Annotated in this window: 12 protein-coding genes; 9 read left to right on the forward strand and 3 right to left on the reverse strand. The window is 70.1% G+C overall.

The features are described 5' to 3' along the window. Positions 1-170 precede the first annotated feature (170 nt). Positions 171-596 (forward strand): MarR family winged helix-turn-helix transcriptional regulator, encoded by a 426-nt coding sequence (locus tag ACZ4RZ_RS45715; protein ID WP_467753487.1) that lies wholly within the window; start codon positions 171-173, stop codon positions 594-596. A gap of 177 nt (positions 597-773) precedes the next feature. On the opposite strand, the gene ACZ4RZ_RS45720 is transcribed toward ACZ4RZ_RS45715, so the two are convergent. Next, positions 774-1,235, reverse strand: a complete 462-nt coding sequence (locus tag ACZ4RZ_RS45720) for a MarR family winged helix-turn-helix transcriptional regulator (RefSeq protein WP_467753488.1) — start codon at positions 1,233-1,235, stop codon at positions 774-776. A 106-nt stretch (positions 1,236-1,341) separates the two neighbouring features. Here ACZ4RZ_RS45720 and ACZ4RZ_RS45725 point away from each other — a divergent pair, with 106 nt between their 5' ends. From ACZ4RZ_RS45725 to ACZ4RZ_RS45740, 4 genes are all read left to right on the forward strand, one after another. Beyond that, the gene (locus ACZ4RZ_RS45725) at positions 1,342-2,289 is read left to right on the forward strand and encodes a quinone oxidoreductase family protein (RefSeq protein ID WP_467753489.1); all 948 of its coding nucleotides are present in this window, start codon (positions 1,342-1,344) and stop codon (positions 2,287-2,289) included. Positions 2,290-2,702: 413 nt separating this feature from the next. Then, positions 2,703-2,954 carry a hypothetical protein gene (locus ACZ4RZ_RS45730; RefSeq protein WP_467753490.1) on the forward strand — a complete coding sequence of 84 codons (252 nt, stop codon included), beginning with the start codon at positions 2,703-2,705 and terminating at the stop codon, positions 2,952-2,954. Between the two features lie 150 nt (positions 2,955-3,104). Continuing rightward, positions 3,105-3,437 (forward strand): DUF6009 family protein, encoded by a 333-nt coding sequence (locus ACZ4RZ_RS45735; RefSeq protein WP_467753491.1) that lies wholly within the window; start codon positions 3,105-3,107, stop codon positions 3,435-3,437. 130 nt (positions 3,438-3,567) lie between these two features. After that, positions 3,568-5,109, forward strand: coding sequence for an FAD-dependent monooxygenase (locus ACZ4RZ_RS45740; RefSeq protein ID WP_467753492.1), 1,542 nt, complete (start codon positions 3,568-3,570; stop codon positions 5,107-5,109). Here ACZ4RZ_RS45740 and ACZ4RZ_RS45745 read toward each other — a convergent pair. Continuing rightward, complete coding sequence (locus tag ACZ4RZ_RS45745; protein WP_467753493.1) at positions 5,054-5,722, reverse strand: ScbR family autoregulator-binding transcription factor; 669 nt, start codon at positions 5,720-5,722, stop codon at positions 5,054-5,056. The two genes, ACZ4RZ_RS45740 and ACZ4RZ_RS45745, sit on opposite strands and share 56 nt — an antisense overlap. 159 nt (positions 5,723-5,881) lie before the next feature. On the opposite strand from ACZ4RZ_RS45745, the gene ACZ4RZ_RS45750 reads away from it, so the two are divergent. After that, positions 5,882-6,796, forward strand: coding sequence for an NAD(P)H-binding protein (locus tag ACZ4RZ_RS45750; RefSeq protein WP_467753494.1), 915 nt, complete (start codon positions 5,882-5,884; stop codon positions 6,794-6,796). Here the strand turns inward: ACZ4RZ_RS45750 and ACZ4RZ_RS45755 are convergent. After that, complete coding sequence (locus tag ACZ4RZ_RS45755) at positions 6,784-7,776, reverse strand: ScbA/BarX family gamma-butyrolactone biosynthesis protein (RefSeq protein ID WP_467753495.1); 993 nt, start codon at positions 7,774-7,776, stop codon at positions 6,784-6,786. The genes ACZ4RZ_RS45750 and ACZ4RZ_RS45755 overlap by 13 nt on opposite strands. 299 nt (positions 7,777-8,075) lie before the next feature. Here ACZ4RZ_RS45755 and ACZ4RZ_RS45760 point away from each other — a divergent pair, with 299 nt between their 5' ends. From ACZ4RZ_RS45760 to ACZ4RZ_RS45770, 3 genes are all read left to right on the forward strand, one after another. Then, complete coding sequence (locus ACZ4RZ_RS45760; RefSeq protein WP_467753496.1) at positions 8,076-8,264, forward strand: acyl-CoA carboxylase epsilon subunit; 189 nt, start codon at positions 8,076-8,078, stop codon at positions 8,262-8,264. 117 nt (positions 8,265-8,381) lie between these two features. After that, on the forward strand, positions 8,382-9,974 hold the full coding sequence (locus ACZ4RZ_RS45765) for an acyl-CoA carboxylase subunit beta (protein WP_467753497.1): 1,593 nt from the start codon (positions 8,382-8,384) through the stop codon (positions 9,972-9,974). Between the two features lie 12 nt (positions 9,975-9,986). After that, complete coding sequence (locus ACZ4RZ_RS45770) at positions 9,987-10,670, forward strand: ScbR family autoregulator-binding transcription factor (RefSeq protein WP_467753498.1); 684 nt, start codon at positions 9,987-9,989, stop codon at positions 10,668-10,670. Positions 10,671-11,839: the final 1,169 nt, after the last annotated feature.

An 11,839-nucleotide genomic window follows, 5' to 3' on the forward strand; every position in this document is an offset into this window, starting at 1 on the left:
CAGATCCGTAAACACAGTTGAGGTCAGAGCAGCCCAAAGAAGCGATTCCCCCCACGCCTAAAGGCGCGGGTCCCCTCGCTAGATATCGGATGGTGGGTCTCCTTGATCCCTTCCCAAACTATACAACCAGACTGTACACATAGGTTTCAGAACATGGGTAGGATGGGGCCATGGACGACGACACGCTGGCTGAGGACCTGCGGCAGGCGATCGGGGAACTGGTCCGCGCCGTGCGGGCCGCCGACACGATGCCCTCCGGAGAAGCCGCCGTCCTGGGCCACCTCGACCGCGGCGCCCCGCAGACCACGGCCGAGCTCGCGCACCGGCGTGGCGTGACCCATCAGTCGGCCGCCAAGTCCGTGAAAGAACTCCTCCGCAACGGCCTGGTGCGCGCCGAACCGCATCCCAGTGACGGCCGCAAGCTCCTGCTGCACATCACCGACACCGGCCGCGCCCGCCTCCGGCAGGAGCGCGCACAGCGCGCCGACTGGCTCAACACCGCCATCGGCGACGCACTCGGCCCCAGCGAGCAGCAGCGGCTCCGGGACTGCGTTCCCCTGCTGGCCCGCCTGGCCACCCGCATCGCCGGAAAGTGACCGCGGCGCGCCCCGCCGCACGCTTCGGGGTCGGCTCCGGAAGTGCTTCGGGGGTTGATCAGGCAGTTGGGGAGCCGGTTTGCGGACCTGGGCCGGGTCGCTGAAGCCGTTGGGTGGGGCGGCCTTGCGCCGGGCTGTCGGGAAGAGGGCCCCCGCCAGTGGGTGGCGGCCGCGGGCTCAGGTGGCGGGCGGGGCTGTCGCGTGGCGCGTCTGCCGGATCAGGACGGTGGTGGCGCGTTCCAGGAGTTCGCAGAGTGCGGCGTGTTCGGAGGGCGTGAACGCGTCGGTGAGCGCGCGCTCAAGGATGATCACCTCCTGGTAGGCGCGGTCCAGCAGCGCCTGGCCCTCATCGGTGAGGGTGGCGATCTGCACCTTGGCATGCACCGGGGACGTCTCGCGGCGGATGAGTTCCTTGGTCTCCATATTGGTCAGCACGCTGCTCATGCTCTGCTGCGTCACCCCGCAGGAGCGGGCCAGTTGGGCGCCGGATCTGCCGCCTTCGCGCGAGAGGATCAGCAGCACGGTGTACTGCGTCATGGTCAGCCCGTAGGCGCGCAGCACTGCCTCGTGGTGCGCCATCAGCGCCTGCTCCGACCGCCTGATCCGGGTGCAGAGGTCATCCTCGATCGGGGCTTCCACCGCGTGCTCCCCCTCCATTGACAGGTTAATGGGTTGACTCAGGAACCTTATATAACTACCGTTTCTCGACTGTAAGGATACTGAGTCAACACAGGGGGCTGTAACCATGAAGGCTGTCCTTCTCGACGCCGATGACCGCTACCGGGTCGCCGAACTCGATGAGCCCACCCCTGGCCCCGGCCAGGTGGCGATCCGCGTCGCCTACGCCGGGATCCAGTGGGGCGACACCATGGTCCGGGACGGCCACTTCCCCGTGCGGCGTCCCTTCGTCCCCGGCTTCGAGGCCTCCGGCCATGTCGCCGCGGTCGGCGAGGGCGTCGACGCACGCCGTGTCGGTGAGCCGGTCACTGCGCTGACCACGGCAGGCGCCTACGCCGAGGTGGTCCTGGCGCCCGCCGCGCTCACGTTGGGCATCGGCGACATGCCGCTGCGGACGGCCGCAGGTCTCGGGTGGGGCGCACCGACCGCCTACGACCTGATCAACACCGCCGCGCAGGTGCGCCCCCGCGAGAGCGTGCTGATCCACGCAGCCGCCGGCGGAGTGGGCACGCTCGCCGCCCAGTTCGCCCGGCTGGCCGGGGCCGGCCGGATCGTCGGCGTGGTCGGCAACGACCTCAGGGCCGACTACGCCGCCCAGTTCGGCTATGACCAGCTCCTGCTGCGCGAAGAATTCCCGGCCAAGCTCGGCGACGAGAAGTTCGACGTGATCCTCGACCCGGTCGCAGGCTCGACCCGCCACACCAGCCTCAAGCAGCTGGCAGAGCACGGCCGACTGGTGGCATACGGCAACCTCAGCACGTACGAACCCGTCCTGGCCAACACCAACGACCTGCTCATGCACGGCACATCGCTCGTGACCTACAACAGCAGCCTGCTCAGCCAGACCCACCCCGAGCGGCTCGCCGACAGTGTCCGCTGTGCACTTGGCCTCGTCGCCGGCGGCCGGGTGCGCGTGGACATCACCGCAGAGTACGGCCTGGCAGACCTGGCCCTTGCCGTGCAGCGCCTCGCCGAGGGCGCAACCCATGGCAAGAGCATCCTCCGCGTCGCCTGACGACGCGCAGAAGGCGCCGACCACGAGGCGGCTCCCGCGATGGGCCCTGCCGCCTCGGACGCCGGGAGAGACCCGTATCCCCCTTCACCGGCGCTGGGCAGCGGCCGTGGCCACTGCCCAGCCTGCCGTGCCCCACTCGGATGATGTGGCGATCATGAGAAATGGGGCGCTGCCGTAACGCCGGGATGGTGAGGCGACGGCTGCGGGGGTCGTTGAGGAACCTGCCAACCCAGCTGACTGCCCGGGGAGTTGCCTCGGGGGCCGAAGGCGCGGTTTTCGAGCGTCCCTTGGGGGAAGGGCGCCTTGGCGAAGATGAGTCCTGACGCTAGGTCTCAGCAGGCCATCGCAAGGTGGTCGAGCTGAGGCTGCCTGCCCCGCCGATGGTCGACCACCCTTACCGAAGGGTTCGACCAGTGCGTTTCACCCCCTCAGGTACTCGGGCGCTGCTCGTGGTTCTGGCGTTCGTCTCATCAGTGCTCACCGGCGTTGTGGCGGGCGTTCTCTCCTACGCGAACGGCGCCCTTGTGCCGGGTGCCGTGCTGTACGGCGGTGGAGTGCTCGTTGCCTGGATGACGTTGAGCCTCATGGCCATGGGCGCTCTTGGCTGGTTCGATGCCGCAGACTCTGGAACCTCGTCGGCCGCAAGCCAGAACGGAGGCAGCTGAGGCGCAGGTTGCGGTCGTCGCGCGGCGCGCCGCCGCCAGAACTGGTGCGCAGGCTGAGCGCGCCGGCGGAGGTCGAGCGGCTGCCGCCCTGGTGGAACCCGTCCGGACGGACACCTCAGGGTCGGCGAACGGGCCCATCCGCCGGGGCTGGTGCCGATCGTTTTGCCGGTCCCTGCGCTGATCGCTGACCCCCGCCGCGGCGAACCCGCTCGCCACCGCGAGGGCCGCATGGCCGGCTGCGCGCGGCTCGGCGCACGGATCAGGCCGGCGCGGTCATCGGGCACTGTTCGCCGCCGCGTCTTCCGGCTCCTGCCGCACGGCCGTGACGGCGGGCCCGGGGGCCCGGATGCCAGGGGGCCCCGGCCGGGGCCCCTGGCATCCGGGCACGCTCTCTCCTCCGGGCACAGGCCGCAGGAGAGGGCGCCCGGAGGGGGAGCCGCCGGCGTCGGCGATTCGGGCACGGGGATCACCCGGCCCCTGTAGATTCCGGATCAGTTTTCGGACAGGACGTCGATGTGCGCCGGGAACTTGTAAAGAACCGTCCACCCGGTTTATTTTGACGTGGGGCATGGCTGTTGGGCATGAAACGGCAGGGGGACGAGTGTCGAGTCGTATGCATGTGCAGGTAGCGATCGTCGGCGGGGGGCCGGTCGGCATGTGCCTGGCGGCCGAGCTGGCGGCTCATGGAGTGCGCACCTTGGTCGTTGAGGCGCGCACCACGGTGTCGTTGAGACCCAAGGCGACCACGCTGCATGCCCGGTCGGTGCAGTGTCTGGTCCGCCGTGGACACCTCGGGGGCCTGGTGTCGCCGGGTGGTGCCATGACGAGTGCTTTCCATTTCGCGGGGATTCCCGGACTGGCGATCTCGGCTCCGGACGGTGAGCCGGAGCCCGTCCTCAAGTGCGCGCAGGCCGAGCTGGAGCAGCGTTTCGAGGAGCGGGCCCGTGCCGCCGGCGCGCGGATACTGCGGGGGGTGTCGGTGACGGACGTCCGCCAGGAGCACGACGCGGTTCGCCTCGCGGCCCGCGGGCCGCGGGGGTGCCTGAGCTGGCGGGCCGAGTATCTGGTGGGGGCGGACGGTGCGCGCAGCACGGTGCGCGAACTCGCGGGGATCGGCAGCCGTACCTATCCGGCGACCGTGTCGGCGATGATGGGCCGCGTCCGTCTCCAGCAGCCCGGTGCGCTGTGTGCCGGCTGGCACCGCACCCGGCGCGGCTGGATCGTCGCCAAGGACGCTCCGGACGGCGCGGTTCATCTGCGCACGCTCAACTGCCGGGGGACGCACGGGAATCGGCACCGGCCGCTCACCCTCGACGAACTGCGCCGCGAGGTTGCCTGGATCGCCGGCCGGGACATCGCCATGGCCGAACCGCGGTGGCTGAGCCGGTTCAGCGACTTCTCCCGCCTGGCCCGGACCTACCGCGTCGGTCGCGTCCTGCTGGCCGGTGACGCGGCGCACGTGCACTTTCCGATCGGTGGCCAGGGGCTGAGCACGGGACTCCTCGATGCCGTCAACCTGGGCTGGAAGCTGGCGCTCACCGTGCTGGGCAGCGCGGGGGAGGGCTTGCTCGACACCTACGACCAGGAGCGCAGACCGGCCGCGCAGCGGGTCCTGGACAACACGCGCGCCCAGCTCGCCCTGATGCGGCCGGGCGCCGAACTCGACCCGCTGCGCGCGTTGTTCGGCGATCTCGTGACCGGGGGAGCGGAGAACGGTCTCGGCGCCATGATCAGTGCCCAGGACACGGTGCTGTCCTCGCGCACCGGGTGTTCCTCGGCCTGGGAAGGAAGGTTTCTGCGCAATGTCCCGCTGAGCACGGGGGAGGGGCGCACCGATGTGATCGGCTTGCTGCGCGGGCCGGGGCCGGTGCTTCTGCTCCTCGGGGAACGGGGCAGTCGGTATGCGGAACAGGCGCTGGACTGGTCCGCAGCCGTACGCGTCGTCCACGCCGCGCCGACGGCCAAGATCCCTTGTGACGCGCTGCTGGTGCGGCCCGACGGTTACATCGCCTGGGCCGCGGACGGCGACGCTCTGGATGCGACCCTGAGGGCGTATCTGGGACCCGGCCGAAGGGCGGGAAACGGACTCTCGGCGGTCGTCAGCCGACCGCGGCCGTCAGATTCTCCTGCCGGCGCAGTTCCTGCAGTTCGTTGAAGACCTTCTCGCCCCTGCCCTCGGCGAGGTCCACCGAGGCGAGCACGGAGGAGAGCACCACGCTGGGCAGCAGGTGGCGCAGGAGATCGGAGATGCGGCGCTGCAGGTCCTGGTAGTCGCACACGGCCTGGGACATGGCCTGGACGCCGGCGAAGGCGCCCACCATGACCTCGGCGGTGTCGTGCAGGCGTACGTGGGGCAGCAGTTCGCCCTGCTCCTGGGCCGCCGCGAGGGTTTCGCGAATCGAGTCGGCCCAGCGTACGAAGGGGCCGCTGCGGTCAAGGCCCTGAGCCTGCTGGTCGAGCGAGAGGCGGACGCCGGCCCGGACCATCGGGTCGGTCTGCAGCCGGTAGGCGTGCAGCATCCCCATGTCCACCAGTTCCTGCACCTTGCAGGCGCGCGGGATGGACGTCTCCCCGTCCTGCTGGGACAGCACTCCCTGGGCCAGGTGCTCCTTCGAGGGGAAGTGGAAGTACAGCGCGCCCTTGGTCACGTCGGCCGCTGTGAGGATCTCGCTGATGGTGGCCGCCTGATAGCCGCGCTCCTCGAAGACGCTGGCCGCCGCCGAGAGGATCGACTGCCGAGTGCGGATCGCCCGATCCTGCTTCGCCATGCCGGCCTCCTTCCGCACAGTGAATGTCGAGCCCCACGACCCGATCTAAAAAAACCGTCCAGTTTGTATATTACAGCTTTCGGCATGGCGCGCAGCCTCCTGCAGCTCAGGAATGTGGGGAGTTTTGTTAAGTCATGGCGCCTAAGAGAAGGGGAAACCATGATCCTCGTGACCGGAGCCACCGGAACGACAGGGCGGGAGGTGGTCCGCCGCCTGCCCCAGGACCGGGAAGTCCGCGTCCTTGCCCGGGTTCCCGCACGTGTGGTCGGGGCGCCGCCGTCCGCGGACGTCGTCGCGGGCGACTACACCGACGACGCCTCGCTCGCCCGCGCGCTCGCCGGGGTGAGGACGGCGTTCCTGCTCACCAGCCGTATCACCCACGACGACGACGAGCGGTTCCTCCGGGCGGCGCGGGCGGCCGGGGTGCGGCGCGTGGTGAAGCTGTCCGCGGCGGCCGTGACGGATCCCGGGGCGGACGACGCCATCACCCGGTGGCAGCGCGCCACCGAGGACCTGCTGCGCGATTCCGGCCTGGAGTGGACGCTGCTGCGTCCTCGCTCTTTCATGTCCAACACCCTGTCGTGGGTGTCCTCGGTGCGCGACGAACGCGTGGTGCGCGCGCTGTACGGCACGTCCCGCAACGCCTGCGTCGATCCGCGGGATGTCGCGGACGTCGCGGTCCGCGCCCTGACGGAGGAGGGCCACGTGGGCCGTGCCTACACGCTGACCGGACCGGAGGCGGTCACGGCGGCGGGACAGACAGCCGAGCTGGGGCGGCAGCTGGGTGTGGAGCTGGCCTTCGAGGAACTCGAACCGGACGCGGCCCGTGCGCTGCTGAGCCGGCGTCACCCGCGGGCTGTCGTCGAGGCTCTGCTGGACAGTGCGCGGCGTCAGCAGGCCAGTGCGAAGGAGAGCGTGGAGCCCACGGTGTCCGAAGTGACCGGCCGGCCGGCCGGGTCCTACCGCGACTGGGTCCGCGACCACCTGGGGGCCTTCAAGGCCGCCGGGCCGGGAGGCAGGCGCGACGCGGCCTGCGCTCCCGGGCAGCACGGACCCGCTGCTCACGGGAGCTGAGAGTCCGCGCCCACCGTGGCCGAGAACACGAGCGAGCCCTCCTGGTGCGCGCTCACGAGCACCAGGCCCCGTCCGGCGCGGTCGGGCAGGCGGCAGGTCTCGACCACGCACGGCGCGTCCAGTTCCACGTAGCGCTTGAACTCGCTCGCCATGTGCCGCGGGAAGGCGGCCTGGCCCAGGGTCGCGACCGTGGCCTGTCGGGCGGCCTCGAGCAGCACCATGCCGGGTACATGGTCGACCTGGTGGTCAAAGAGCACGGGGTGGCGGGTGTCCGTGCGCAACAGCCAGCGCCGGCGCTCCTTGGTGGGAGACAGGACGACGTCGGTGGCTGAGGTGCGGCCCACGTTCTGCGGTGCCATGGGGGCGGTCAGAGGCAGCGGGCGCTCCGCTCCGGCCAGCTGCTTTCCGCGCAGCCGCCGGTAGACCGCGGGCGTGGTGCACGTACAGGCGCCGGACGCGGTCGCGACGATCTGGCCGCCGCGCCGGAATGCGGCCTCGAACCGTATGCCCGCCGGAATGCCGCGCCGCCAGGTGATGTCGCGGCAGCTCATCTCGATGTCGATCGAGGCCGGTGCGGTGCCGATGCCCAGGTGCTCGGGGCGGACGTCGACCGTGAGGTTCCACATCAGGAAGTGGTGGTCCAGCGGGACGCCGAACTCCGCGTGTGCGAGCAGAATGGCCGCCTGGCGGAAGGTTTCGGCGGCGATGAGCGGGTCGTGGCGGCCCTGGACCGCGGTGAAGAAGCTGTGCCCGCGGGGCCACTGGGCGGTCACGGAGAAGTGGGCGTCGTCCGTGCGCGCCCAGTCGGTGAGCAGTACCTCGGCGACGCTTGCGCGATGGACGAGTTCCTTGGGCACCGTGGTGGTCAAAGAGGGAAAGCGCCGGATGGTGCCGGTGAAAGAGGCGCAGGCGGTGCCGGGAGATGGCACGGGCGCCGTAGCGATCGAAGCGGGCTCGGTGCGGAACGTGGTCACGGACATGCTGCCCCCTGAGCTGCGTTGGCCTGGCGTCAGATTTGCTCGCTGAGCCAGGAAGATACAGACCACCCGGTTTAGTTTCTAGCCTTATCCGCGAGGTCCTGCCCGCGGGAAATGGAGCAGTTTGCTCCGATTCGGCGGACGGCTGACGCCGGGTGCCGCCTGGTGTGGCCCGTGAGCTGGGGCATCGAGTCCCGGCCGTCGCCTTCGGGGCGGATTCGGCCGGACCTCGAGCAGGACCAAAGCGGCTCTCGAGTGTCCTGGTCGACGGTGGCCCCATGTCCTGGGGAAGGGGGCGATCGATGAGCAGGGGTGAAACCGTGCTCCGTGTCGAGCGCGGGCAGGCGGACGAGACCGAACTCGCCGCCCTGACGGCGGTGTTGCTCGCGTTCAGTCGTGCGCGCGAGGGGGCGGACGGCGGCCTCGCCGAAGCCGGGTCCTCCTGGTGGCGGCGGCCCGAAGGCTTTGTGCCGCCGGGCAGCTGGCGGTAGCCCCGCCTCGAGTGACTCTTGAGTAAAGTAACTTTAAACCGCGTAAGCGGTTTGTTAATGTTGGCGTACGGACCCGGGGCGGGACCTCCTCGGCCTTGTCCCAGGAGGGGACCTGACATGGCGATGACGACTGCCCTCGCACGGCCCGAGACGGAGCCCACCGATGCGCACGGGCGCGTGGCGGAACTGCATGCGATCCGCGCCCAGGCGGTGGCCGGGCCGAGTGAGAAGGCGACCGAGGCGCAGCATGCGAAGGGCAAGCTGACGGCGCGTGAGCGCATCGGGCTGCTGCTGGACGAGGGGTCGTTCCATGAGGTCGAGCAGTTGCGCCGGCACCGTGCGACCGGCTTCGGCCTGGAGGCGAAAAAGCCGTACACGGACGGTGTGATCACCGGATGGGGCAGGGTCGAGGGCCGCACGGTCTTCGTGTACGCGCACGACTTCCGGATCTTCGGCGGCGCGCTGGGCGAGGCCCACGCCACGAAGATCCACAAGATCATGGACATGGCCATCGCGGCGGGTGCGCCGCTGGTCTCGCTGAACGACGGTGCGGGCGCCCGCATCCAGGAGGGCGTCTCGGCGCTCGCGGGCTACGGCGGCATTTTCCAGCGCAACACCAAGGCATCAGGCGTGATCCCGCAGATCAGCGTGATGCTCGGCCCGTGCGCGGGCGGCGCGGCCTACTCGCCGGCGCTGACGGACTTCGTGTTCATGGTCCGTGACACCTCGCAGATGTTCATCACCGGTCCCGATGTGGTGAAGGCGGTGACGGGTGAGGAGATCACGCAGAACGGCCTGGGCGGCGCGGACGTCCACGCGGAGACGTCGGGCGTGTGCCACTTCGCGTACGACGACGAAACGACCTGCATCGCCGAGGTCCGCTACCTCCTGTCGATGCTGCCGCAGAACAACCGCCAGACTCCGCCGCGCGTGGCGAGCACCGATCCGGCCGACCGCCGCGGCGACGTGCTCCTGGGCCTGGTTCCGGCGGACGGCAACCGTCCCTACGACATGGCCAAGGTCATCGAGGAGCTCGTCGACGACGGCGACTACCTCGAGGTCCACGAGCGCTGGGCGCGCAACATCATCTGCGCGCTGGCCCGCCTCGACGGCCAGGTCGTCGGCATCGTCGCCAACCAGCCCCAGTCCCTCGCGGGGGTGCTGGACATCGAGGCCAGTGAAAAGGCGGCCAGGTTCGTCCAGATGTGCGATGCCTTCAACATTCCGCTGGTGACCCTCCTCGACGTGCCGGGCTTCCTGCCGGGCGTCGGCCAGGAGCACGGCGGGATCATCCGGCACGGCGCGAAGCTGCTGTACGCGTACTGCAACGCCACCGTGCCGCGGATCTCGCTGATCCTGCGCAAGGCGTACGGAGGCGCGTACATCGTCATGGACTCCCAGTCCATCGGCGCCGACCTCACCTACGCCTGGCCCGCCAACGAGATCGCCGTGATGGGCGCCGAGGGTGCCGCAGGCGTCATCTTCCGCCGTCAGATCGCCGGCGCCGAGGATCCCGAGGCCATGCGGGCGCGCATGGTCAAGGAGTACAAGTCCGAGCTCATGCACCCCTACTACGCGGCCGAGCGGGGCCTGGTCGACGACGTGATCGACCCCGCCGAGACCCGCGAGGTGCTCGTCGAGTCCCTGGCGATGCTGCGCACCAAGCACGCCGACCTGCCGTCCCGCAAGCACGGCAACCCGCCGCAGTAACGGAGCACCTTGATGGTCAAACAGGAACGCGCGTTGCGCACGCGCGAGGCGCTGATCAAGTCCGCCGCCATGGTCTTCGACCATGAGGGCTACAGCACGGCGTCACTCACCGCGATCAGCAGCCGGGCCGGTGTGAGCAACGGAGCGCTGCACTTCCACTTCGCCAACAAGGCCGCCCTCGCGGAGGCCGTCGAGGAGGCCGCCGCGCACCGGCTGGCCCGCATCACGCTGCACGGCGAGCAGGAGCAGGGCAAGGCCCTGCAGTCCTTGGTGGACGCCACGCACGCCCTGGCCGGCACGCTCCGCGACGACGCCGTCCTGCGAGCCGGGTTCACCCTCTGCTCCGAACACGTCTACGCCGGCGAACGGGACCTGCGCCTCCAGTGGAGGCAGTGGGTCGAGGAGACGCTCAAGCGCGCCGACGGTGAGGGGGAACTGGCCGAAGCGGTGGTGGCGCGGGACGCGGTGATCGCCGTCGTCGCGGCGACCGTGGGTTTCGAGGTGCTGGGAGCGCAGAACCCCGAATGGCTCTCGTACCGCACGCTCACCCAGTTCTGGCGGCTGCTGCTGCCGCGGCTCGCCGCGCCGTCATCCCTGGGACATCTGCGGGCAGAGGGCAGCACGACACGCGGCGCACAGAACGCCAGGGGCGAAGACGGCGGCGCCGGCATCCCGCAGGCGCGCCCGGGGCCCTGACGACGGGGACACCCCGCGGCCGAAGGCCGTGCGCGCCGCCTTCCCGGCGGGCCGGTCCAGGGCGCCGAAAGTGCGCACCCTGCAGTTCACCGGCCGCTCGCAGGGCAGTGCGCGCGGCGCCTGCTCCGGAGCGCTGGGCTGCTTCGGAGCGTGGGCCGCTTCGTCCTGCGCGGGGTCGTCGGCCTCGGCATCGTCATCTGGATTCCTCCGTGGATACCCCAGCCTTCAGGCCGGGGAGGAAACGGACTCCTGCGCAGCAGGGCAGGGGAAGAGGTTTCGCCGCCGGGGCGGATCGTCGTCCACCAGCAACTGCCCGCGGATGCAGCAGAGATGCCAGGCCCGGCCGGTGATAGCCAAGCCGGCCGGGCCTACCGCTGGGCTGGCGGGATGTCAGGTCTGTGGAGCCGGCGTAAGACTGCTGGGCGTACCAACATCCCCCGCCGTTGATGCGGAGCAGCTGCTGTCTGAGAAGCAGAAAGCTCAACCCGCGGGGGAAGAATCCCCCTGCTTCAGCTGGGGGAGATGTCAACCCTGCGACGAAGCAAGAGACGACGAAGCAAGAGATGCCGCTCAAGGCCCGCAGCATGCTGCGTCGGGCCAGGACCGCCGTCCTGGCCCTCACCGCGGGTGGGCGGACAACTCGGCGCAGACAGGGGCCAGTTCGGCGTGGTGGGCTCCTCGAGCCTGTCGCGCAACTGCTCGAAGAGCATCTCGAACGCCGCCGTGCCGCCGTCGGCCACGGCCCTGCCCGGGCGCTGCGGAGCGAGCAGCGGGAGCACAGTGCGGCGCGGAGGCGGCGCCGTGGCGCGCAGGCCGAGTCTTCGTGTCCGAGGCGGACACCGCAGAGCTAGTTGGCGACACGCCGAACAGACTGAGCGGTCTGGTTCGAGGGGGAATCAGTCGCCTTTGATGGTCATCCTCTATGTGGGCCCCGGCGCGCCATGGCTGTCGACATGGCCCGTGGGGTCCCGGGGGGCCAGGGTCTGCGGGGCCGGGACCGAGCAGGCGCCAGCTCCTGCCTCGCGCACGGCTCAAAGATTGCAAATGAGAACAGCATCCAGGATGGCGCACGTGTCTTTCCTGGACTTGACGATGCTGTCGGCCCGGCGGTCGGTGATTCGCCTCGCATCCCATGGACGGCGAATGTGCTGCTGTGCCTGGGCGGGTCG

The organism is Streptomyces sp. NPDC027189 (assembly GCF_055566975.1).

Bases quoted from the DNA above. Each gene is read 5' to 3' on its own strand.
- ACZ4RZ_RS45715 (WP_467753487.1), top strand. From the start codon at position 171: ATGGACGACGACACGCTGGCTGAGGACCTGCGGCAGGCGATCGGGGAA.
- ACZ4RZ_RS45725 (WP_467753489.1), top strand. From the start codon at position 1,342: ATGAAGGCTGTCCTTCTCGACGCCGATGACCGCTACCGGGTCGCCGAA.
- ACZ4RZ_RS45740 (WP_467753492.1), top strand. From the start codon at position 3,568: ATGCATGTGCAGGTAGCGATCGTCGGCGGGGGGCCGGTCGGCATGTGC.
- ACZ4RZ_RS45745 (WP_467753493.1), bottom strand. From the start codon at position 5,722: ATGGCGAAGCAGGATCGGGCGATCCGCACTCGGCAGTCGATCCTCTCG.
- ACZ4RZ_RS45750 (WP_467753494.1), top strand. From the start codon at position 5,882: ATGATCCTCGTGACCGGAGCCACCGGAACGACAGGGCGGGAGGTGGTC.
- ACZ4RZ_RS45755 (WP_467753495.1), bottom strand. From the start codon at position 7,776: ATGTCCGTGACCACGTTCCGCACCGAGCCCGCTTCGATCGCTACGGCG.
- ACZ4RZ_RS45760 (WP_467753496.1), top strand. From the start codon at position 8,076: ATGAGCAGGGGTGAAACCGTGCTCCGTGTCGAGCGCGGGCAGGCGGAC.
- ACZ4RZ_RS45765 (WP_467753497.1), top strand. From the start codon at position 8,382: ATGGCGATGACGACTGCCCTCGCACGGCCCGAGACGGAGCCCACCGAT.
- ACZ4RZ_RS45770 (WP_467753498.1), top strand. From the start codon at position 9,987: ATGGTCAAACAGGAACGCGCGTTGCGCACGCGCGAGGCGCTGATCAAG.